Annotated in this window: 19 protein-coding genes; 12 read left to right on the top strand and 7 right to left on the bottom strand. The window is 69.6% G+C overall.

Annotated elements, in window-relative coordinates; translation table 11 throughout:
• Positions 1 to 244: 244 nt before the first annotated feature.
• Together ACFQVD_RS07630 and ACFQVD_RS07625 are read right to left on the bottom strand one after the other, a co-directional pair.
• A complete protein-coding gene (locus ACFQVD_RS07630; protein ID WP_343967209.1) occupies positions 245 to 1192 on the bottom strand; it encodes a sugar kinase in 948 nt (315 codons plus the stop codon).
• A complete protein-coding gene (locus ACFQVD_RS07625) occupies positions 1185 to 1838 on the bottom strand; it encodes a bifunctional 4-hydroxy-2-oxoglutarate aldolase/2-dehydro-3-deoxy-phosphogluconate aldolase (protein WP_343967207.1) in 654 nt (217 codons plus the stop codon). Before ACFQVD_RS07625 ends, ACFQVD_RS07630 begins: the two co-directional genes overlap by 8 nt.
• Before the next feature lie 130 nt (positions 1839 to 1968).
• Between ACFQVD_RS07625 and ACFQVD_RS07620 the strand changes: the two genes are divergently transcribed.
• The 12 genes from ACFQVD_RS07620 (at position 1969) to ACFQVD_RS44850 (ending at position 12502) form a co-directional block, all read left to right on the top strand.
• The gene (locus ACFQVD_RS07620; RefSeq protein WP_343967205.1) at positions 1969 to 2790 is read left to right on the top strand and encodes an IclR family transcriptional regulator; all 822 of its coding nucleotides are present in this window, start codon (positions 1969 to 1971) and stop codon (positions 2788 to 2790) included.
• A 47-nt stretch (positions 2791 to 2837) separates the two neighbouring features.
• Positions 2838 to 3572, top strand: coding sequence for a creatininase family protein (locus ACFQVD_RS07615; protein WP_343967202.1), 735 nt, complete (start codon positions 2838 to 2840; stop codon positions 3570 to 3572).
• Positions 3569 to 4327 (top strand): amidohydrolase family protein, encoded by a 759-nt coding sequence (locus tag ACFQVD_RS07610; RefSeq protein ID WP_343967199.1) that lies wholly within the window; start codon positions 3569 to 3571, stop codon positions 4325 to 4327. The genes ACFQVD_RS07615 and ACFQVD_RS07610 overlap by 4 nt, the downstream gene beginning before the upstream one ends.
• Complete coding sequence (locus ACFQVD_RS07605; protein ID WP_386270712.1) at positions 4324 to 5430, top strand: mandelate racemase/muconate lactonizing enzyme family protein; 1107 nt, start codon at positions 4324 to 4326, stop codon at positions 5428 to 5430. Before ACFQVD_RS07610 ends, ACFQVD_RS07605 begins: the two co-directional genes overlap by 4 nt.
• A complete protein-coding gene (locus ACFQVD_RS07600) occupies positions 5427 to 6314 on the top strand; it encodes an amidohydrolase family protein (protein ID WP_343967195.1) in 888 nt (295 codons plus the stop codon). The genes ACFQVD_RS07605 and ACFQVD_RS07600 overlap by 4 nt, the downstream gene beginning before the upstream one ends.
• Positions 6304 to 7047, top strand: a complete 744-nt coding sequence (locus ACFQVD_RS07595; protein ID WP_343967193.1) for an amidohydrolase family protein — start codon at positions 6304 to 6306, stop codon at positions 7045 to 7047. Before ACFQVD_RS07600 ends, ACFQVD_RS07595 begins: the two co-directional genes overlap by 11 nt.
• A gap of 118 nt (positions 7048 to 7165) precedes the next feature.
• Positions 7166 to 8155, top strand: a complete 990-nt coding sequence (locus ACFQVD_RS07590) for a dihydrodipicolinate synthase family protein (protein ID WP_343967191.1) — start codon at positions 7166 to 7168, stop codon at positions 8153 to 8155.
• Between the two features lie 66 nt (positions 8156 to 8221).
• The gene (locus tag ACFQVD_RS07585; protein ID WP_343967189.1) at positions 8222 to 9580 is read left to right on the top strand and encodes an ABC transporter substrate-binding protein; all 1359 of its coding nucleotides are present in this window, start codon (positions 8222 to 8224) and stop codon (positions 9578 to 9580) included.
• Positions 9581 to 9657: 77 nt separating this feature from the next.
• Positions 9658 to 10536, top strand: coding sequence for a carbohydrate ABC transporter permease (locus tag ACFQVD_RS07580; protein ID WP_343967187.1), 879 nt, complete (start codon positions 9658 to 9660; stop codon positions 10534 to 10536).
• On the top strand, positions 10520 to 11464 hold the full coding sequence (locus tag ACFQVD_RS07575) for a carbohydrate ABC transporter permease (protein WP_343967185.1): 945 nt from the start codon (positions 10520 to 10522) through the stop codon (positions 11462 to 11464). Before ACFQVD_RS07580 ends, ACFQVD_RS07575 begins: the two co-directional genes overlap by 17 nt.
• A 24-nt stretch (positions 11465 to 11488) precedes the next feature.
• A complete protein-coding gene (locus ACFQVD_RS07570; protein WP_343967183.1) occupies positions 11489 to 12292 on the top strand; it encodes an SDR family NAD(P)-dependent oxidoreductase in 804 nt (267 codons plus the stop codon).
• Positions 12293 to 12307: 15 nt separating this feature from the next.
• A complete protein-coding gene (locus tag ACFQVD_RS44850) occupies positions 12308 to 12502 on the top strand; it encodes a BP74-related protein (protein ID WP_425580386.1) in 195 nt (64 codons plus the stop codon).
• Positions 12503 to 12596: 94 nt separating this feature from the next.
• Here ACFQVD_RS44850 and ACFQVD_RS07565 read toward each other — a convergent pair whose 3' ends face one another.
• The 5 genes from ACFQVD_RS07565 to betA all read right to left on the bottom strand — a co-directional run bounded on the left by ACFQVD_RS07565 (position 12597) and on the right by betA (position 21410).
• Positions 12597 to 15023, bottom strand: a complete 2427-nt coding sequence (locus tag ACFQVD_RS07565) for a GcvT family protein (RefSeq protein WP_343967181.1) — start codon at positions 15021 to 15023, stop codon at positions 12597 to 12599.
• A gap of 192 nt (positions 15024 to 15215) precedes the next feature.
• A complete protein-coding gene (locus ACFQVD_RS07560; protein ID WP_343967179.1) occupies positions 15216 to 16214 on the bottom strand; it encodes an ABC transporter substrate-binding protein in 999 nt (332 codons plus the stop codon).
• A 61-nt stretch (positions 16215 to 16275) separates the two neighbouring features.
• Positions 16276 to 18273, bottom strand: a complete 1998-nt coding sequence (locus ACFQVD_RS07555) for an ABC transporter permease (protein ID WP_343967177.1) — start codon at positions 18271 to 18273, stop codon at positions 16276 to 16278.
• Positions 18270 to 19514, bottom strand: a complete 1245-nt coding sequence (locus ACFQVD_RS07550) for a quaternary amine ABC transporter ATP-binding protein (protein ID WP_386270708.1) — start codon at positions 19512 to 19514, stop codon at positions 18270 to 18272. Before ACFQVD_RS07550 ends, ACFQVD_RS07555 begins: the two co-directional genes overlap by 4 nt.
• Positions 19515 to 19769: 255 nt before the next feature.
• Complete coding sequence (betA, locus tag ACFQVD_RS07545) at positions 19770 to 21410, bottom strand: choline dehydrogenase (protein ID WP_343967175.1); 1641 nt, start codon at positions 21408 to 21410, stop codon at positions 19770 to 19772.
• Positions 21411 to 21468 lie beyond the last annotated feature (58 nt).

The following is a 21468-nucleotide window of genomic DNA, read 5'->3' as shown; positions in this document are numbered from 1 at the left end:
CACGGTAAGCAACAATCCACCCGCATGGGATTTGTCAGACGGACGGCATGAAACTCATGCTGAGCGGTGTCAGGATCCGGTGGCAGCGGGTGGCGGCAGGCGGATCGGCGGCGCCGCGCGGCTGCCCTCCCCCGGCGGGCTTGAGGCACGCCATGTCGCCGGAGTCCGAGCTCACCTATGACGTGGACCCGCCTGCCCGCGGCCACCGGACGCCACGGTGTGCGCTACGTCGTGTGACCTGCCCTCATCGGACCGCCGTGCCGTCCGGCAGGTCGAGCATGGACAGCTCGGCGCGGGTCGGCGCTCCCTCCCAGTCGCCGTGACCACCGACCGCGAAGGCTCCCGTGGTGATCGCCCGCGCCAACCGTCCGTCCAGCGGCAGGCCGTCCAGCAGCCCGGAGAGGTATCCGGCGACGAAGGCGTCCCCGGCGCCGATCACATCGACGGCGGTGACGGGCCTGGCCGGAAGGGTGAGCGTCTGGTCGGCGGTGAACACCGTGGCGCCGGCCGGCCCGCGCTTGACGACGACCTCGGCCACTCCCCCGGCGAGCAGCGTCCGTACCCTGCTCGCCTCGTCGTCACCGGCCGCGGCGAGGGGGAGCTCGTCGTCGGAGGCGATGACGATGTCGGCCTCGGCGGCCAGTTCGGTCAGCACCTGGCGGGCCAGGGTCTCGGACCAGAGCCGGTTGCGGTGGTTGACGTCCAGGCAGACTCTCGCGCCGGCGGCCCTGGCCAGGCGCACCGCGGCGCGCACGGCCCGCTCCGGGCCCTCTCCGAGGGCCGGGGTCACCCCGGTGATGTGCAGGATCCGCGGTGGGGCCGGGATCGCCTCGAACGCCTCCGCCACGTCGGAGACGGAGAGCCTCGCGCCGGCCGAGCCATGCCGGTGGTAGTCCACCCGCGTCAGCCCGGCGACGCGCTGTTCGAAGACCACGATGCCGGTCTGCGCCGGGTCGGTACGGATCGCGTCAATGCCGACCCCCTCGGCGCGCAGGGTGCGCCGTACGAGCTCCCCGAGTTGGTCGGGCCCGACGGCACCGACGAACACGACGTCGTGCCCCAGCCGGGTCAGGCCGATGGCGACGTTGGCCTCGGCGCCCGCGACGCTCATCCGGGCGGTTCCCCCGAGCCGGACCTGGCCGTCGGCCCGCAGGCAGGCCATGACCTCACCGAGTGTCAGGACGTCAGGCATCTCGCCGTACCAGCCCTTCGTGCCACGCCGCGGCGAAGGCGCCCGCGCGTTCGGTCATCGTCTCCCAACGGCGGTCCGCAACGAGGTCCGCCGAGACGAGCGCGCCGCCGACGCCGACGCCGACACACCCCATCCGGGCATAGGGGACGAGGTCTTCCACTCTCACCCCGCCGGTCGGCAGCAGGGGAACGTCGTCGAGCGGTTCGCGCACGGCCCGCAGGTAGTCGACGCCGCCGAGGGCGGAGACGGGGAAGACCTTGACCGCGGCGGCGCCGTGCCGCCGGGCCAGGTCGATCTCGGTCGGGGTGAGCGCACCGCACGCCACCGGTATGCCGGCGGCATGGGCGACGGCCAGCACGTCCGGCATGGTCGTGGGGGTGACCAGGAAGCGGGCACCCGCGGCGATCGCGGCGTCGGCGTCGCAGGCGGTACGCACGGTTCCGGCTCCGACGAGAATGTCGGGGTGGGTGTTCCAGCGGCGGATGGCGGCGAGGGCCCCGGGGGTGGGCAGGGTCACCTCCATGACCTCCACTCCGCCGTCCAGCAGGGCGGTCGCGATGGCGTCGTCGGGTTCGTCCTCACGCAGGCGGATGATGGCTACGACACCGGAAACGGCCGGCCCCGGGTTCGTGTGTTCGGCGCTCATGAATCCCATCTTTTCGATATCATGAAACTATTATCGGAATATCAGAATATCGAACCCCGTTCCGAGGGGCAGCCACCGACGCCGGTGCCGCGAAGCACGGGAACGACGAGCCGAAAGGTAGGACCGATCGATGTCTGATGGTGGCAGTGGGGCGGAGCGCCCGGCGTCTCCGGGTGTGGACCGCACGCTGACCGTCCTTGAGCAGCTGGTGACGGCCGACGAGGACCTCACACTGACGGCGCTGGCCAAGGTGACCCGCATCCCGCTGGCGACCTGCGCGAGCATCGTCTACACCCTGGAGCACCGCGGGTACGCCACCCGCCGGGTGGTCGGGCGCAGTCACTTCTGGCGTCCCACGCTGCGGCTCTACAGTCTGGCCAGCCAGCTGGTGCGCAAGGTCGACCTGTCGCAGATCGCGACCGCCGAGATGCGCGCGCTCGCCGAGGAGCTGGGGATGCCCGTCCACATCGGGGTCCTGGACGGCGCGTCGGTGGTCTACGTGGCCAAGGCCGCGACCCCGGGTTTCATCCAGTTCGACACCTATCCGGGCAAGGTCGCCCCCTTCGACCTGACCGCGCTGGGCCGGGCCATCGCGGCCCACCTGCCCGCCGACGAACTCGCCACCCTGCTGCCGCGACTGGCGGCCGGACAGGGACCGCGGGCCCGGGAGTCCAGCTCGAAGGCGTTCATGGAACTGCTGGAGAGGGTGCGCGCCGACGGCTACGCCATCGAGGAGGAAGAGGAGCAGGCCGAGATCTCCTGTCTGGCCGCGCCGTTCTTCGACGCCGAGGGCCGGATCACCGGGGCCGTCGGAGTGACCGGTTTCGCCCGGGACTTCGTCGGCGACCGGCGTGACGCCGCCGCGGCGGGCGTCGTCCATCTCGGCATCGTGATCTCCCGGCGGCTCGGATGTCGGAACGGGTCATTGCCATCCGAGCTCGTCGGCTCCTAAGATTCGATGTATCGGAAATAAATACGATATATCGAAGGATGTTTGATGTGTCGGTAGCTCTGCGATGGTCCGAAACGGATCGTGACCAGCTAAGGCGGCACCTGCCCGGAGCCGTCGTCGTCATCCCGGTCGGCGCGACCGAACAACATGGGCCGCACCTGCCGACCTCGACGGACGCCCTCATCGCCGCCGCGGTCGCCGACGGCGCGACGATGGCGGCGGCCGGCCGTAGCGACAGGCCGCTGATCGTCACCCCCGCGATCGCCTGGGGTGCCTCGGATCACCACCTGCCCTACGGCGGGACGCTCTCCCTGTCACCGGAGACGCTGCTGGCCGTGATCTGCGACCTGTTGCGCTCGATCGCGGCGCAGGGTGGGCGGCGGGTGGTCCTGCTCAACGGGCACGGCGGCAACGTCGGGGTCTGCCACGCCGCGGCCGCCGCGGGCTCGACCCGGTTCGACCTGTCCGTCGCACACCTGGACTACTGGCGGCTCGCCGACACCGAAGGCGAGCCGCCGGTGCCAGGACACGCCGGGGAGTTCGAGACCTCGATGATCCTGGCCCTCCGGCCCGACCTGGTCGGCCCGCGCGCCCCCCGGCCCCAGGTGCCCGAGGTCGTGACCGTCCGGGGGGTGGACCTGCACTCCGAGTCCGTGTGGCGCCGGATCGACGGCTTCACCGACCGGCCCGAACTGGCTCAGGCCGACGAGGGCGAACGGCGGTTGGAGGACCTCGTCGGCCGGGCGGCGGACCGCCTGGTCGAGCTGGCGGGCGTCCTGTGATCGACTTCCACACCCACACCCCCACCTGGCGCACCACCAGCTGGCTGGGCGGCGTCACGTTCGGCGCGGACGAGTTCGTCGCCTTCATGGACTCGGCCGGCATCGACCAGGCGGTGGTCCTCAGCCACGACGGCCTCTTCGACGCCACTCCCGAGACCAATGACGACCTCGCCGCGTTCGTCGGGCAGTACCCGTACCGGCTCGCCGGCTTCGGGACCGTGCACCCACGCCGCGCGGACGCCCCCGAAGAGGTCGACCGCATGCTCAACGGGCTCGGGCTGCGCGGTCTCAAGCTGCATCCGTGGCTACAGGGCTTCAGCATGCACGAGCCGGCGCTCGATCCGATCTGTGACGTCCTCGCCCAGAGCGGCGGCATCCTGCTCAGCCATGACGGGACACCGCCCTACTCCACCGGCGGTCAGATCGCGGCTCTGGCCCGGCGGCACCCCTCCCTGCCGGTCGTCCTGGGGCACGCCGGTCTGCACGACACCTGGCGGGAGTCGCTCGCCCTCACCATCGAGACCCCGAACCTCTACATCTGTATCTGCGGCACGCCGCCCTACGCGGCGCGCGAGATCCTCTCCCGGGCGCCCTCCCACAAGGTCCTGTTCGGCACCGACGCCGGGCTGTCGGACCGCAAGAGCCAGGACTACGCGGTGGCCCGGGTGGCCGAGATCGACGGGTGGGGAATCACCGACGCACAGCGCCGGGCGATGCTGGTCGACAACCCCCGCGCACTGCTGGCGGGGCGGTGAGACCGACCGTCGCCGCGGTCCACACCGCGGCGATCAGCCTCCAGGTACATCCGGACCTGGTCGTCACCGGCGCCAGAGGAACCCACGCCCGTTCGGACTTCCTACTGGTCCGCGTGGTGACCAGCACCGGCGTCGAAGGGTACGGCGAGGTCAGCGCGACACCGCTGTGGAGCGGCGAGGACGGCGTCAGCTCCGCTCATTTCATCCGCGAGATCCTGGCCCCCGCCCTGGTGGGCCGGCCGCTCGCACCGGTCGGCGGCCTGGAGCTCCTGATGGACCGGCTGCTCGCGGGCAATCCGTTCACCAAGGCGGGCGTGTCCATCGCGCTGTGGGACGCGTTCGCCCGGACTCTCGACGTCCCGCTCACCGTGGCGCTCGGCGGCCCGTACCGCGACGAGGTCCCGATCAAGCTCTCGCTGTCCGGCGACGCCGCGGCGCTGGACTCGGTCTTCCGGGCGGCGACCGGGGCCGGATTCCAGGCGTTCAAGGTCAAGGTCGGGCTCGGCGTCGCCGGTGACGTCGCCCGGGTGTCCCGTGCCCGGGAGCTCGCCGGTCCCGGGGCCTTCCTGGGGGCCGACGCCAACGGAGGGTGGACGCGCAGCCAGGCGGCCCGGGCGATCCCCGCGCTGGCCCAACAGGGCGTCTCGTTCGTCGAGCAACCGGTCGCACCGGCCGATCTGGACGGCATGCGGCAACTACGAAACCTCGGCCTGCCGGTGATCGCCGACGAGTCGGTCTTCGGCCTGGCCGACCTGGCCGCGCTCGTACGGGCCGAGGCCGCCGACTGCGTCAGCCTGTACGTGGGCAAGAGCGGCGGGCCCGGGCGCGCCGTGGAGATGGGGCGGCTCGCCTCGTCCTTCGGGGTCGACACGCTCCTGGGCTCCAACGGCGAGCTGGGCATCGGCGCCGCCGCACAGCTCCACGTCGCCTGCGCGTTGCCGGCGTTGTCACCGGAGTTCCCCTCCGACATCATCGGCGCGCACTACTACACCGAGGACATCCTCGCCGAGCCACTGGACAGCGACGGACGCCGCGTCAAGCTCGGAGACTCACCCGGACTGGGAGTCCGGCCACGAGCGGACCTGATGAGGAAATTCCAATGATCGTCGATGTTCACGCCCACACTCCAACCCATCGTGACGCGGTGCCGGCCGAGGAGGCGTGCGTCTTCACCTCCTGGCGCACCGACCGTCCCGTCGTCACCACGAACAGCTGGGCCGACTTCGACAGCGCCATGTCCGCGGCGGACATCGCGATCGTGTTCAACATCGCGGTGGCCGATCCGGCCGCCGCGACCGGCATACCGCACGCTCCGGAACGTACCAACGACGCGACCGCGGAGTTCGTGGCGAACGATCCCGCCCGCCGCATCGGGTTCATGTCCGTCGACCCCACGTCCGCCGACTGTCTGGAGGAGGCCGAGCGATGTCGTGAGATGGGACTGGTCGGCGTCAAGCTCGGCCCGAACTACCAGAACTTCGATCCACTCGGGGAGCCCGCGCTGGCGTTCTACGCCTACTGCGAGCAGAACGCGCTGCCCATCCTCTTTCATCAGGGGGCGTCACCGATCCGTGCGGCGCCGCTGCGCTACACCTACCCTCTGGTGACCGACGAGGTCGCGCTGCGCTTTCCCGAGCTGCGCATCGTCATGGCCCACATGGGCCATCCCTGGGGTAAGGAGACCGTGGCGACGATCCGCAAGCACCCCCATGTCTACGCCGACGTCTCCTCGATCTATCTGCGGCCGTGGGTCTGTTACGAGTCGCTGCTGGCCGCGGTCGAGTGGGGGTGCACGCACAAGCTCCTGCTCGGCTCGGACTACCCGATCGCCAACACCGGCGAGGCGATGGCGGGGCTGCGCGGCGTCAACAGGATCCTGGAGGGTACCGCGCTGCCACGCGTGCCGGCCGAACTCATCGAACAGATCATCCACGCCGACGCGCTCTCCGCCCTCGGCCTGACCGTGGGAGAACCCGTTGATCGTTGACGCGCATGTACGGCTGGGGCAGGGACGTGAGGCCGGCCTGGAGGTCGATCAGCTGATCGCGACGATGGACTCACTGGGCATCGACGTGGCCCTGGTGGCACCGGACGAACGCTGTATCGCCTACGACAACCGGGTCGGCAACGAGCGGGTGGCCGCGGCCGCGGAGGCCTCGAAGGGACGGCTGATCCCGTACGCGGTCGCCAATCCATGGCGTGGGCGAGCGGCCGTGGAGGAGCTGGAACGTGCCAGGGACGCCGGTGCCCGCGCTCTCAACGTGGACAGCGTGCTTCAGGGATTCGATCTTCTCGACGGACTCCTGGACCCGTTGCTGGACTTCGCGGCCGAGGCGAACTGGCTCGTCTACGTCCGCACCGGCACTCCCCCGAGCGCGCTGCCGCTGCCTCTGGCCAGCCTGGCCCGACGCCGGCCGGAGACGCCGTTCGTGATGGGCCGCAGCGGTGCCACCGATTTCTGGATCGACGCGGCGCCGGCGTTGCGCTACGCGCCGAACCTCTACGGCGACACCAGTTATGCGCCGTGGGACACCGTCCTGGCCGAGCTGGGCCGGGATCCGCAGATCGGCCCGTCGCGGCTGGTCTTCTCCACCGACGCCCCCTACGCGGTGCCGCGCTCCGAGCTGGGCCGGGTGCTGGACTGGCCGATCGACGGCGACGCGCGACGCGAGGTGCTCGGCGGCACCATCATGCGCCTTCTGGGCCCTTCGCTCGGCTGACATCCGCCTCCTCCTCCCATGACCCCTTGTCGTGGGAGGACTTGGGCGTCTATCGTTCCTATTTAAGAAAATATTTTCGGTATTTCGTACATCAAGCTTCATTGAGACAGGAGGGCGAATGAACGTCCAGACGAGTGCCTCACCCGTGGCGACTCCTCTCGACGGCGGTGGCCTCACTGACGCCTCGACCCTGGTCCGGGGGATCTCGCCCGTTCTCGCGGTTCCGTTCACCGACGCCGGAGATGTCGACTTCGAGGGATTCGGCCGGGTCGTCGACCACGTCCTCGGCACAGGTGTGACGAGCGTGATGTTTCCCGGGTTCGCCTCGGAGTACTACAAACTCACCGAGGACGAGCGCCGCGAGCTGACCGGAATCCTCCTGCGGCGGACTGCCCACCGGGAGGACCTCGCCGCGATCGTCGCGGTGCAGGACCACACCACCCGGATGGCCGTCACCCGGGCCCGCGAGGTCGTGGCCGCCGGGGCGGACCTGATCAACCTGCTGGCGCCGCACTTTCTCAGCCCCTCGCGCCGCTCCCAGATCGAGCATGTGACGGCGGTCCTGGCGGCGGTCGCCCCGACCCCGGTGGTACTGCAGTACGCCCCGAACGAGACGGGGAGCAGCCTGGACGCGGCCACCATCGCCGACCTGGTGCGCGCCCACCCGAACCTCCGGCTGGTCAAGGTGGAGTCCAACCCGCCCGGGCGGCTCATCGGCGAACTGGCCGCCCTCGACCCGCCGGTGACCTCGCTTGAGGGCTACGCCGGAGTGCAACTCCCAGACGCCTGGCGGCGTGGTGCGGTGGGCAGCCAGCCCGGATGCTCCTTCACCGAGATCTACGTCGAGATCTGGCGTCGGCTCACCTCGGGCGACGAGGCGGGGGGCGAGGACCTGCACCGGCGGCTGCTGCCGTACATCTCGTACTGGATGCTCGACACCGAGCTCATCATCGCCGCCGAGAAGCAGATCTCGTTCCGCCGGGGCCTCATCGACAGCGCCCACTGCCGCAGGCCCGCCCACGTGCTCGACGCCGAGGAGCTCCGCCGGATCGAGGTGTTCCTCCAGGAGTTCGCGGATCTACTACCCGATCTGTCCAGACGGGACTGATCAATGGGACGAAAGCCTAGAAATACGGACACAAAACCCGATATCACTAAGAATGGAGGTCCCGCGGTGAAAATTGCACACAAGTTGCTGGCTGGTTTGGTCGTCGTTCCCTGCCTGGCTCTGACCGCGTGCGGCGGAGGCGGTGGAGACGGCACGAACCAGGCCACCGCGAAGGCGCCCGACGCCAAGAGCTGGCAGCAGGACATCAAGGGCGGGCCGATCGAGGTCGGCGTGCTCCCCGCCGTCGGCACCCCCTCCCTGAAGTTCATGGAGGACATCGCCGCCGGGATCGAGAAGGACCACGCCGGCGCCGATCTGAAGCCGACCTTCGCCAACACCAAGGCGCGCCCGGCCCTGGAGCAGAGGTGGCGCGCGGGCGACGGGCTGGACGTCGACTACACGATGTTCGACGGCACCAACCCGGCGCTGCTGGAGTGGGCCGACAGCGGCGCCCTGCTCGATCTCAAGCCCTACCTGGACCAGGTCGACACGAGCACCGGCAAGCCCTGGCTGGACCAGTTCAGCCCGGCGGTCATGCAGTTCATGGAGCACCCGGCGACCAAGAAGATCTACGGCGTCCCCTCCGAGCTGTCCCTGCAGGTGTTGTTCTACAACGCGGGGCTCTTCAAAAAGCACAACATCACCCCGCCCGCCACCTGGGACGACCTGACCAAGGCCGCCGACGGGCTCAAGGCCGCAGGCGTGGACCCGATCGCGGTCACCGGCCTGTTCGAGCCCTATATGGGCATGTGGAGCGACAACATCTGGCTGCGCACCGTCGGCTATGACAAGGCCCACGACATCCTCACCGAGGGCAAGGGGAACATCACCGACGATCCGGGATTCCTCAAGGGACTGCAGATGCTCCAGGACCTACGTGACAGGAAGGGCTTCCTCAAGGGCTTCGAGGGCACCGACTTCACCGCCGCCCAGGCCCAGTTCTTCCAGGGCAAGGCCGGCATGATCCTCATGGGCAGCTGGCTCGTCAGCGAGATGGCCGACGTGATCCCCGAGGACTTCGAACTGGGCGTCCTGCAGTTCCCGACCGTGGCCGGCGGGACCGGCGACCAGGCGAGCATGCTCGCCGCCGCCCAGCTGATGTCGGTATCCGCGAAGAGCGAGAACATCCCGCTCTCACTGGAGTGGATCCGCCGGGTCACCAGCGTGGAGACCCAGACCCGCAGGGCCAACGAGATCGGCGAGGTCTCCGGGGTCAAGGGGGTGGCGAGCCCTCCCGGCCTGCCGGGCATCTCCGACGTCGTGGCCAAGGCCGACCGGCTCCAGGCGAGCTACTACGGCCTGATGGAGTCCAAGGCCAAGGACATCGTCTATCCCGAGATCGCCAAGCTGCTCTTCGGCAAGCAGGACGCCCAGCAGGCTCTCGACAACCTCGACAGGGGACTGCGCCGGGTCCACGGCAACTGAACCCCGTCAACCGAACCCGCCTTCCGGGCTCCGCTCCCGTGGCGGAGCCCGCGGCGGATGTGAACCCCGGAGGTCACATGCTCAAGGCGGCCCAGCGACGCATCATCATCCCCTTCCTGCTACCCGCGCTCGCGCTACTGGGGATCTTCTTCCTCTACCCGTTGATCAAAACGGTGGACCTGTCGCTGAACGAGTTCTCCCGCACGGGGACGATGCGATTCGTCGGGATCGACCAGTATCGCCTGCTGACAGGTGATCCCGCCTTCTTCAACTCGCTCAAGAACACGTTCCTGCTCACCCTCATCGGCAGTGGCATGCTGTTCCCGCCCGCCATGGCGATCGCCTGGGCCCTGTCGCAGCGAATCCACGGCGAACGCTTCTTCAGGTTCGTGGTGTTCGCCCCGGTGGTCCTGTCGGTCGCCGTCGTCTCGCTGATGTGGAAGTTCCTCTATCACCCCACCCTCGGCCTGATCAACCCCACCCTGGAGTCCATGGGACTGGGCGCCCTGGCCAAGATCTGGCTCGGCGACCCCTCCACCGCGCTGGCCGCCGTGACGTTCGTGTCCGTGTGGCACGGCATCGGCATCTGGATCGTCCTGCTGTGTGCCGGCTTCGAACGGCTGCCCACCGACGTCCTGCAGGCCGCGCGCATCGACGGGGCGGGCGAGTGGCGGGTGTTCTGGAGCATCATGCTGCCGATGATGCTCGACCTCATGCGCATGCTCGCCATCTTGTGGGTGGTTCAGAGCCTGCAGACGTTCGCCTTCGTCTACATCATGACCGGAGGCGGTCCCTTCGGCTCGACCGACACCGTCGGCACCCTGATGTACCGCGTCGCCTTCGACCAGGCCGACTTCGGCTATGCCGCGGCCATCGGCGTCGTACTCGTGGTGGTCATGCTGACGGTGGCCAAGCTCCTCAACAAGGTGATGAAGCGCGATGACCTCCAGTACTGACCTGACCGAGCGCCCCACCCCGGCCGGCCCCGCGGTCACGCCCCACCCGCCCGTCCCCGCCCCAAGGCGCAGGGGTGGCCCATCCCGGCCTCGCGCCCCTTTCCGTCCACACCACCTCTTCTTCTACCTGCTGCTCGGCGGGGTCGCGCTGTCCTCGATCAGTGCCTACGCCTGGGTCTTCAACGTGTCGATGAAGACCAACCGCGAGTTCGTCTCCTCACCCCCCTGGCAGATCGCCGACGCCTGGCGCTGGGACAACTACGTCAACGCCTGGAACCAGGCCAACATCGGCCTGTTCTTCGGCAACAGCGTGGTCGTCAGCGTCGCCTCCACCGCGATCGGCGTCGTGCTGGCCGTGTTCGCCGCCTATCCCCTGGCCCGGATCACCTTCAGGTTCAGCGGCGTGGTGCTCAGCACGTTCCTGCTCGGGCTGATGATCCCATGGATGGTCACCTTCGCGCCGCTCTACCTGATCATGCAGGATCTCGGCCTCCTCGACAGCCGGCTCGGGCTCGTTCTCGTCTACGCCACCTACAACCTGCCGTTCAACGTCTTCGTCCTGGTCGGCTTCATGAAGACCCTGCCGTACGACCTGGAGGAGGCAGCGGCGATGGACGGGGCCGGCCCGGCCCGCACGTTCATCTCGGTGATCCTCCCCCTCATGGGGCCCGGACTGGCGTCGGTCGCCATCATCAGCTTCCTGCAGAACTGGAACGAGTTCTTCTACGCCTTGCTGCTGATCCACTCGCCGGAGAAGATGCCCCTGCCGCTCGGGCTGTTCCAGCTGGGCCAGGCCGCCGACTACGGCACCAACTGGGCCACGCTGTTCGCCGGGATGATGATCACGGTCACCCCCGTACTGTTGGGATTCGCCGTACTGCAGAAGCAGATCACCAAGGGGCTGACGGCCGGCGCGCTCAAGGGCTGAGCCACAGCGGAGAAAGGGAGATCCATGTCATCTGGTCCTCGGGACGCGACGTCACCGCGCCGCGCGCTGATCACCGGCGCCGGCGGGGGGATCGGGGCGGCGATCGCACGGGTCCTGCATACCGGCGGCGCCACGGTGATCGTCACCGACGTCGACCTGGACGCGGCGCGCGCGACCGCGGCCACCATCGAGGGCGCCGAGGCGGTCCACCTCGACGTGCGCTCGGAGAAGTCCGTCCGCTCGGCGATCGGCTCGATCACCTCGCGCCACGGCCCGCTGGACGTCCTGGTCAACAACGCCGCCGTCTGCAGCAACCTCGAGTTCGAGTCCGTGCCCGAACCGGTCTGGTCGGTCGACGTGGACGTCGTCCTCGGCGGGGCGATCCGCCTGTGCCAGGCGGTCCTGCCCGGCATGCGCGAGGCCCGGCGGGGAGCCGTGGTCAACGTGGCCTCGGTCAACGGCCACCGCTACTTCGGCAACGACACCTACAGCGCGGCCAAGGCCGGGCTGCTCAACCTCACCCGCGGCCTGGCCGCCCAGTACGGACCGTACGGCGTGCGCGTCAACTCGGTGTCGCCAGGCACCATCGCCACCCCGATCTGGGAGGAGCGGCTCGCGACCGATCCGCACGCTCTGGACAAGGCCGCCTCGTGGTACCCGATGGGACGGGTCGGCACCGTGGACGACGTCGCCGAGGCCGTCGCGTTCCTGGCGGGCGACCGCGCATCGTGGATCAACGGGATCGACCTGCCCGTGGACGGTGGTCTCCTGGCCGGAAGCCGCGCAATGGCCGTGGACATCGGCGCGGCCGTCGTCGACGCCGGTTGACCCCGCTTTCCGCACCTGCCGCGTCACTGCGGGTGGAGCTACCACTTCGACCCGGCCACGCTGGGCTTCTTCGACGTGGCCATCGAGGTGTGCGACGCCACGATGACATACGTCGAGGACCACCTCGACGAGGCGGGCGGCGCGTTCCTGCCCGGAAATCTCTGGTGTCCCTGGAGCTCGAAGCCGGTGAGGGAGGTCCCCGCGCCGTAACGGTGTCCGCACCGCCGGGGGTGATCACCACTCCGGGGAGAGGCGCGAGGGCCACGCCCACGACGGACAGTGGCCCGCCTCCTCGCGTACCGGCCTAACCGCGCAGCCGCTCCATCGCCGGGTCGTAGAGCGGCTCCTCGGCGACGACGGCACTCACCCGCCGGTCGAAGTAGCCGATGTGCAGCTCTCGCCCCGGCACGGACAGCTCGGCGGGCAGCCAGGCGTAGGCGATGCCCCTGCCTATCGTGTAGCCGTATCCGGCGCTGGTGACGTATCCGGCGCAGGACCCGCCGTCGTACACCGGCTCCTTGCCCATGACGACGGCGGCGGGATCGTCGACGGTGAGGCAGGTCAGCCTGCGCCGGGTCGCCGCGCCACGCTCGGCCAGGGCCGCGCGGCCGATGAAGTCGCCCCTGCCGGCCTTGCGCACGGCGAAGCCGAGGCCGGCCTCGTAGGGATCGTGCTCGTAGGTCATGTCGGTGCCGAAGGAGCGATAGCCCTTCTCCAGCCGCAGGCTGTTGAAGGCGCCCCGGCCTCCGGCGATGATCCCGTGGGCCTGGCCGGCCTCCCAGAGGGTGTCCCACAGCTTGGCGCCCATGTCGGCGGTCGTGTAGAGCTCCCAGCCCAGCTCCCCGATGTAGGAGAGCCGCAGCGCGGTGACGGGCACGGTGCCGACGTGGGCGCGCGCACCGCGGAAGTAGCGGAAGCCGCCGGGGCCGAAACCGGGACCGGCCAGCGGGGCCACGACGTCACGGGCCCGCGGACCCCAGACGCCGACGCAGCAGGTGCCCGGCGTGACGTCGGTGACGGTGACCGATCCGTCGGCGGGCAGGTGACGGTGGAGCCAGTCGAGGTCGAGGTTGCCGTTGGCGCCGACCTGGAACAGGTCGCGGCCCAGTCTGGCCACGGTGATGTCGCTGCGGATACCGCCGTCGTGGTCGAGCAGCAGGCAGTAGGTGACGGAGCCGACGGACTTGTCGACGTCGCCGGTGGAGATCCGCTGGAGGAAGGCGGCGGCTCCCCGGCCCGCGACCTCGATCCGCTTGAGCGCACTCATGTCGTAGAGCGCGACGGCCTCGCGCGAGGCCTGAGCCTCGGCACCGACGATCGGTGACCAGTAACGGGCGGCCCAGTCGTTCGGCCGGGGGATGTCGCGGCCTTCGAGCAGTGGCGCGTTGGCCTCGTACCACTGGGGGCGCTCCCAGCCGGCGGCCTCCAGGAAGTACGCGCCCAGCTCGCGCTGGCGGGCGTGGAAGGGGCTGGTGCGCAGCGGGCGCAGGTTCTCGGCCGGCTGGAGCGGGTGGATGATGTCGTAGACCTCGACGAAGTTCTGACAGTCACGGGTGCGCACGTACTCGGGGGCCAGCTGGTGGGCCTCGAACCGGTTGACGTCGCACTCGTGCAGGTCGAAGGAGGAGCAGTGGCCGTCGGCCAGCCATTCGGCCATGGCCCGGCCCACCCCCGCCGAGTGGGTGACCCACACGGCCTCGGCCACCCAGAAGCCCCGCACGTCGCGCGACCGGCCGAGCAGCGGCATGTTGTCGGTGGTGAAGGAGAACAGGCCGTTGACGCCCTCTTCGAGCACCGCCTGCTCGGTGGCGGGCAGCAGCGCCCGTGTCTCGGCCCAGGCGGGGGCGAAGTCGTCGCCGGTGAACGGCAGCACCGAGGGCATGACCTCGGCGTCGGAGACCGGGAGGATCTCCTCCGGGGTGATCGGCATCGGGCGGTGGCCGTAGTAGCCGATGCCGAGCCGCTCGAACCGCTCCCGGTAGTACAGGTCGGCGTCCTGGTGACGCAGGATCGGCCGGACGGCCTCCGCGCTCTGCCCGCTGAGCGCGGGGACGGGGCCGGTCCAGGCGAGCTGGTGGGCCAGGGGGGTCAGCGGCAGCGCCATGCCGACCATGCCCGCGATCCTGGGGCCCCAGATACCCGCGCAGCAGACCACGAGGTCGGCGGAGATCTCGCCCCGGTCGGTGACGACGGCCACCACCCGGTCGTCCTCGACCCGGATGTCCAGCACCTCGTGCCGGTCCAGCACGCGTACGCCCCGCTCCTGTGCTCGCTCCAGCTGGACCTCGACGGCGCGCACGGCTCCGGCCAGGCCGTCGGTCGGGACGAACAGCCCGCCGAGGACCCTGGCCTTGTCGAGCAGGGAGTGGTGTTCCACGCACTCCTCGGGGGTGAGCAGGCGCGCCTCGAGCCCCCAGGCGGTGGCCCAGCCGTGACGGCGGTGCAGTTCGGCGAGCCTCTCGGGCGTGGTGGCCACCTCCAGGCCGCCCACCTGGAGGAAGCAGTCGAGCGCGACGAGCTTTTCGACCGTGTAGCGGGCCAGCTCGGTCATGGTCTTGGACGGGTTGGTCTGGAACACCAGCCCTGGCGCGTGGGAGGACGATCCGCCGGTGGCGGGCACGGCACCCTGGTCGACGACCGTGATGTCGTCCCAGCCCTTCGCCGAGAGTTCGTCGGCCAGGGCCGCCCCGACGACACCGGCTCCGATGATGACAACGCGTTGGCCCGCCATACACACCTCCGTCGTTGCACATTCCGGAACGCGGTGCGCTTCCCGCAACAGATTCTCCCTTTGCGGGTGGCACTGTCAAGAACGTCGGAGCACGCCGCGGACGCTGTCGCCGTCCGCGCCGCGCCCGATCCGCACCGCTCCGTATGACGCCGCGCCCGAGGTGTGTCACAGTCCGCCGGGACCGTCGCCCGCTCAGCCGGTGGGGAGCCAGGCCTTCACCTTGTCGGGGTTGTCGCCGACCCACTTCTCCGCGGCCTCCTCGGCCGTCATCTTGTCCTCGGAGATGTACTTGGCCACCAGGTTCTGGTCCTCGTTCGTCCAGGAGAAGTTCTTGACCAGCTCGTACGCCGGGCTGCCGGAGTCGGCGAACTTCCTGCTCACGATCTTGTCGAGGTCGTAGAGCGGGTAGTCGCAGGCCACCTTCTCGGCATCGGCGTCGCAGCCCTCGGTGTACTCGGGCAGGTTCACCTTGACGAGCTTGACCTCCGCCAGGAACCACTGCGGCTCGTAGAAGTAGCCGAGCAGCGCCTTCTTCTCCTTCTCCGCCTTCCTGAACTCGGTGATCAGCGCCGCCTCGCTGCCCGCGTAGACGACCTTGTAGTCCAGTTTCAGGTTCTTCACCAGGGCCGCGTCGTTGGTCACGAAGGACGGGTCGCCGTCGAGCAACTGCCCCTTGTCGCCCGACTCCGAGGTCTTGAACAGCTCGGCGTACTTGTTGAGGTTCTTCCAGTCGGTGATGTCGGGGTACTTCTCGGCCATCCACGGCGGCACGTACCAGCCGATGACTCCCTTGTTACCCGTCGAACCCGCCGCGACGGCGACCTTCTGTTCCTCGATGTACTTCTTCTTCAGGTCGTCGTGCGCCCAGTTCTCCACGATGGCGTCGACCTGGCCGGTGGCGAACCCCTGCCAGGCGACCTCCTCCTTGAGGTCCTTCTTCGTGACCGCGCAGCCGAGCTCCTTCTCGGCCACCTGGGCGATGACCGCCGCGGTCGCCTCGTACCCGACCCACGGGTTGATGGCGATGTTGACCGCGCCGCAGGGCTTCTTGCCGTCCGCGCCCGAGGTGGCGGACGCGGCTGTGCCGTCGCCGCTCTCGCCGACCTTCGCCCCGCCGCACGCGGAGACGAGGAGGCCGGCGGCGAGCAGGAACGCCAACGTCCGTGGCCGCCCGGTCCTGGAAACTGTCACCAAAGTCCTCCTGTACATGAGGCCGCCGACGGCGGCCGTCCGGGATTTCCGTCTGTCCTGCTCAGCGGGCGCCGTGTGCCTCGGCGTCCGCCCGCCGCGCCGCCGTCCTGGTGATGCGCTCCAGCATGATCCCGAGTACGACGATCGCCACGCCCGCCGCGAGCCCCTTGCCCCGCAACTGCAGCTGGGAGAAGCCCGCCACCACGTCGTAGCCGAGCGCGCCCGCGCCGACCAGACCGCCGACGACGACCATGGCCAGCACGTAGATGAGTCCCTGACCGGCCGCGAGGGTCACCGCGCTGCGCGCCATCGGCAGCTGCACCTTGGTGATGAGCTGCCAGGTGTTCGAGCCCGCGGCCGTGGCGGCCTCCACCGCGCTCGGGGAGACGCCGCGGATGCCGTCCGCGACGAGCTTGATCGCGACCGGCGCGGCGTAGACGACCGCGGCGGTGATCGCGGTGACCCGGGTCGCGCCGAACAGACCGAGGATCGGCACCAGGTAGACGAACGGCGGCATGGTCTGCCCGGCGTCCAGGGCGGGCCGCACCAGCTGGTCGACACGGTCGCTGCGCCCCATCCAGACGCCGAACGCCACGCCGAGGACCATCACCAGGACCGTGGCCACCAGCGTCGAGGCCAGCGTCACCATGCTGTCCTGCCACAGGCCGAGCACCACGAGCAGGGCGAGGCAGGCCGCGGTGACGAGAACGACCCTGACGTTCGCCAGGACGGCGGCGAACGCGAGCACCACCGCGGCGATCAGCCACCACGGCGAGCCGGTGAGCAGGGCCTCGAACGGGTTGAGCAGACCGTAGGAGACGGCGTTCTTGAACACACCGGTGTAGGCCGCCAGGTTGTCCTGCACCCACAGGGTCGCCGCGTCGACGCCCCGGCGGACGTACGGCCCCAGGTTCGCCTCGCTCGGGAACTCCGCGGCCCACACGTAGGTGTGGGAGAGGTAGACCAGCACGCCGGTGCCCGCCAGGACGGCGCCGATCCCGGCACGGCGGCGGCCGGGCCTGCGCGGACGGCCGGCCCGGTACCGGGTCTCGACACGCCTGCCGGCGGCGGAGGTGACCCGGTCGAGGACGATGGCCATGATGACGATGGCCAGGCCCGCGTTGAAGGCGCTGCCGACGTCGAGGGTCTCCAGCGCCTTGATGACCGTCTTGCCCAGTCCCGGGGCGTCGATCAGCGCGGCGATGGTGACCATGCAGAGCGCGGCCATGATGGTCTGGTTGACGCCGACGATGATGGTCCGCTTGGCCAGCGGGAGCCGTACCTTGCCCAGCAGCTGCCAGGCGGTCGAGCCCAGCGAGGTGCCGGCCTCCAGGGTCGCGGGGCGCACCTCGCGGATGCCGTGCGCGGTGATGCGGATCGCGGGCGGTGCGGCGTAGACGACCGTCGCCACGGTGGCGCTTGCCGGGCCGATGAGGAAGAACAGGGTGAGCGGCGCGAGGTAGACGAACGTCGGCATCGTCTGCATGAAGTCGAGCACCGGGGTGACCAGACGGTTGAACCGGTCGTTCACCCCGGCCCAGACGCCGAGCGGGATGCCGATCAGCAGCGAGATCACGACCGCGGCCAGGGTGAGAGCGAGAGTGTCCATGCTCTCCTCCCACAGACCCAGCAGGCCGAAGGAGGCGAAACCGGCCGCGGTCAGCACCGCGACCCTGAGGTTGCCCCAGAGCAGCGCGGCCGCCGTGGCGACGGTGACCACGCCCAGCCAGCCGATGACCGGCAGCGGCCGCCCGAAGGACGGCCTGCTGATCAGCGCCTGGACGAACGTGACGGCCTCGTCGAGGAAGAGCCGGACGTAGTTGACGAAGTACAGGAAGAACGGGTTGTCGTTCCTGCTGTTGTCGATGACCTCGCTCGCCTCGTTGATCCGCAGGTGCAGCGGCGTCAGCTCCGCGCCACCGAGCTGGAAGGTGTCACGGCCCTGAACGAACACCCAGACGAGCACCCACGCCGCGACGACGGCGGTCAGCAGGTAGCGGCGGGGCCAGGTGGGCAGGCGCCGCAGGCCACCGGTCGTGGTGGCCGGGGTGGCCGTCACCCCTGATCCCCTGCCCTGGCCGACTCGGCGGACTCGCCCGTGCCCTTCTCCGGGATCTCCGCCTGTGTCTCCGCCGGGAGCGGCTCGCTGGACTCGCCGGAAGTCCTCCCGGTGAGTTCCCCGGGGGCCTTCTCCTCCGGGGGTTCGGCGCGCGTCACGGAGACCTCCGCAGGGGACGGCTCGGCGAGGACGCCGAGGAGTTCCTCGGCGGTGACGACGCCCAGCGGCCCGCCGCCGTCGACCACCCTGACCGGGCTCGTCGCACGCAGCACCGTGTGCACGGCGTCGCGTACCACGACGTCCGGCCCGATCTCCGGCCCGTCCAGCGGCTCGTCGGAGCGGGGCGGACGCATGATCCAGCGAGTGGTGAGCACGTGCGAGCGGGGCACGTCCCTGACGAACTCGCGCACGTAGCCGTCCACCGGTGCCCCGACGACCTCCTCAGGTGTGCCCAGTTGGACGAGCTCGCCGTCGCGCATGATCAGGATGCGGTCGCCGAGCTTGAGGGCCTCGCTCAGGTCGTGTGTGATGAAGATCATCGTCTTGCCCACTTCGCGGTGCAGCCGGATGACCTCGTTCTGCATGTCCCGCCTGATCAGCGGGTCGAGCGCGGAGAACGGCTCGTCGAAGAAGAGCACGTCGGGATCCACCGCGAGCGCCCTGGCCAGTCCGACGCGCTGCTGCATGCCGCCGGAGAGCTGGTCGGGGTAGGAGTCCTCGGAGCCGGAGAGCCCGACGAGCTCGACCATCTGCCTGGCCCGCTCGTAGCGGGCCTCCTTGCGCGTCCCGCGGATCTCCAGCCCGTAGGCCACGTTGTCCAGGACCCGCCGGTGCGGCAGCAGCCCGAAGTTCTGGAACACCATCGCGAAGCGGTGGCGGCGCAGCTCGCGCAGCCGCCGGCCGTCGGCCTTGCGGATGTCCTCGCCGTCGAACAGCACCTCTCCCGCCGTCGGCTCGACGAGCCGGGTCAGGCAGCGTACGAGGGTGGACTTGCCCGAGCCGGACAGGCCCATGACGACGAAGACCTCCTGGGGCCGCACGGTGAAGGAGACGTCGCGGATCGCGGTCACGCAGCCCGTCCTGGCCCTCAGCTCACTTCGCGAGAGCTCCGCCAGCGGAGTTCCGACGACCCGGTCGGCACGCGGGCCGAAGACCTTCCAGAGACCGCGCACGTCGAGGACGGCCCGCTGATTCTCCGCGACGAGATCTCTCCGGTCGCCGTCGAGGTGGAGATCTGACACGAAGGGGCATCCTTCCGGTCATCGCGTAGCTCGTTGCTCGTTGCGTATGGCGCATCGGACCGCTCAGCGAGAAACAGAATCGACCCTCTTATTCACGCAGTCAAGGCTCTACCGGCTTTGTTACCGTGCCAGCACAATCGCGGAAATCTCACCCCCGCCATTATCCGAATGGTGAACCGGCTTTTTTCAGCGAGAATTCGACATCCGGCACGTAAGCGGACCGCATGGCCGGATGGCTGGTCAACGCACCCGTGATCAGTGGGCCAAGCCGTCGCGATGGCGGTAGAAGTCGACGTGTTCGGCGGCGAGCGGGGTGTTGCCCAGGATCAGGTCCGCCGCCTTCTCCGCCACCATCATGACCGGCGCGTAGATGTTGCCGTTGGTCACGTACGGCATCACCGAGGCGTCCACCACGCGCAGCCCCTCAAGGCCGTGTACCCGCATGGTGAGCGGGTCCACCACGGACATGTCGTCGACACCCATCCGTGCGGTGCACGAGGGGTGCAGCGCGGTCTCACCGTCCCTGGCCACCCAGTCGAGGATCTCCTCGTCGGTCTCGACCCCGGGCCCCGGCGACAGCTCCCCCGCGTTGAACTCGTCCATGGCCGGCTGGTTGAGGATGTCGCGGGCGGCCCGGACCGCCTCCACCCACTCGCGCCGGTCCTGCGCGGTGGACAGGTAGTTGAAACGGAGCGCCGGGTGGACCCGGGGGTCGGTGCTCCTGATCTTCACCGAACCTCGGGAGTCCGAGTACATCGGCCCGATGTGCACCTGGTAGCCGTGCCCGCCCGCCGGAGCCGAGCCGTCGTAGCGGACCGCGATGGGCAGGAAGTGGAACATCAGGTTGGGGTAGTCGACGTCGTCGTTGCCCCGGATGAAGCCACCCGCCTCGAAGTGGTTGGTCGCACCGGGGCCGCTGCGCGCGAACAACCAGCGCGCGCCGATCCACGGCCGGTTGCGCCACTTCATCGCGGGCTGCATCGAGACCGGCCGCCTGCAGCCGTACTGGATGTAGACCTCCAGGTGGTCCTGGAGGTTCTCGCCGACGCCCGGCAGGTCGCACACGACGTCGACGCCGAGGGCGCCCAGCTCGGCGGCGTCGCCCACCCCGGAGAGCTGGAGCAGCTGCGGGGAGTTGATCGCGCCGCCGCAGAGGATGACCTCGCCCGCGCGAACCTTTCGGCCGTCGTACTCGACGCCGACGGCCCGCTTCTTCTCGAAGAGGATCCTGGTGACGTGCGCCCGCGTCCTGACCTCCAGGTTGGGGCGGTTGGCGACCGGGTGCAGGTAGGCGCGGGCAGCGGACAGCCGGCGTCCCCTGCTGATGTTGCGGTCGAAGCGGGCGAAGCCCTCCTGGCGGTAGCCGTTGACGTCGTCGGTCAGCGGATGTCCGGCCTGCTGCACCGCCTCGAAGAACGCCCCGAACAGCGGGTTGCGCACCGGCCCGCGCTCCAGCACGAGGGGCCCGCCCCGCCCGCGCATCGGGTCGGCGGGGTCGGCGGCCAGGCAGTTCTCCATGCGCTTGAAATACGGCAGGCAGTGGGCGAAGTCCCAGGTCTCCATGCCGGGGTCGGCGCCCCAGCGCTGGTAGTCCAGCGGGTTGCCCCGCTGGAAGATCATGCCGTTGATGCTGCTCGATCCGCCCAGTACCTTGCCCCGGGCGTGGTAGATGCGGCGGCCGTGCATGTGCGGCTCGGGCTCGGAGGTGTACTTCCAGTCGTAGAAACGGTTCCCGATGGGGAAGGGCAGCGCGGCCGGCATGTGGATGAAGACGTCCCACGGGTAGTCCGGGCGGCCCGCCTCCAGCACCAGTACCCGGTTGGCGGGGTCGGCGGAGAGCCGGTTGCCGAGGGCGCTCCCGGCCGAGCCACCTCCAACGATGACAAAGTCGTACATGTCCGCCTCGCCTCCCTCAAGCAGGAACAGTGTCCGAAATTGGAGCTAATAGCGCAAT

Origin of the sequence: Streptosporangium amethystogenes subsp. fukuiense (assembly GCF_042665875.1) — a bacterium.
Classification (GTDB): domain Bacteria; phylum Actinomycetota; class Actinomycetes; order Streptosporangiales; family Streptosporangiaceae; genus Streptosporangium; species Streptosporangium fukuiense.
This window is presented reverse-complemented; position numbering and strand designations above follow the sequence as displayed.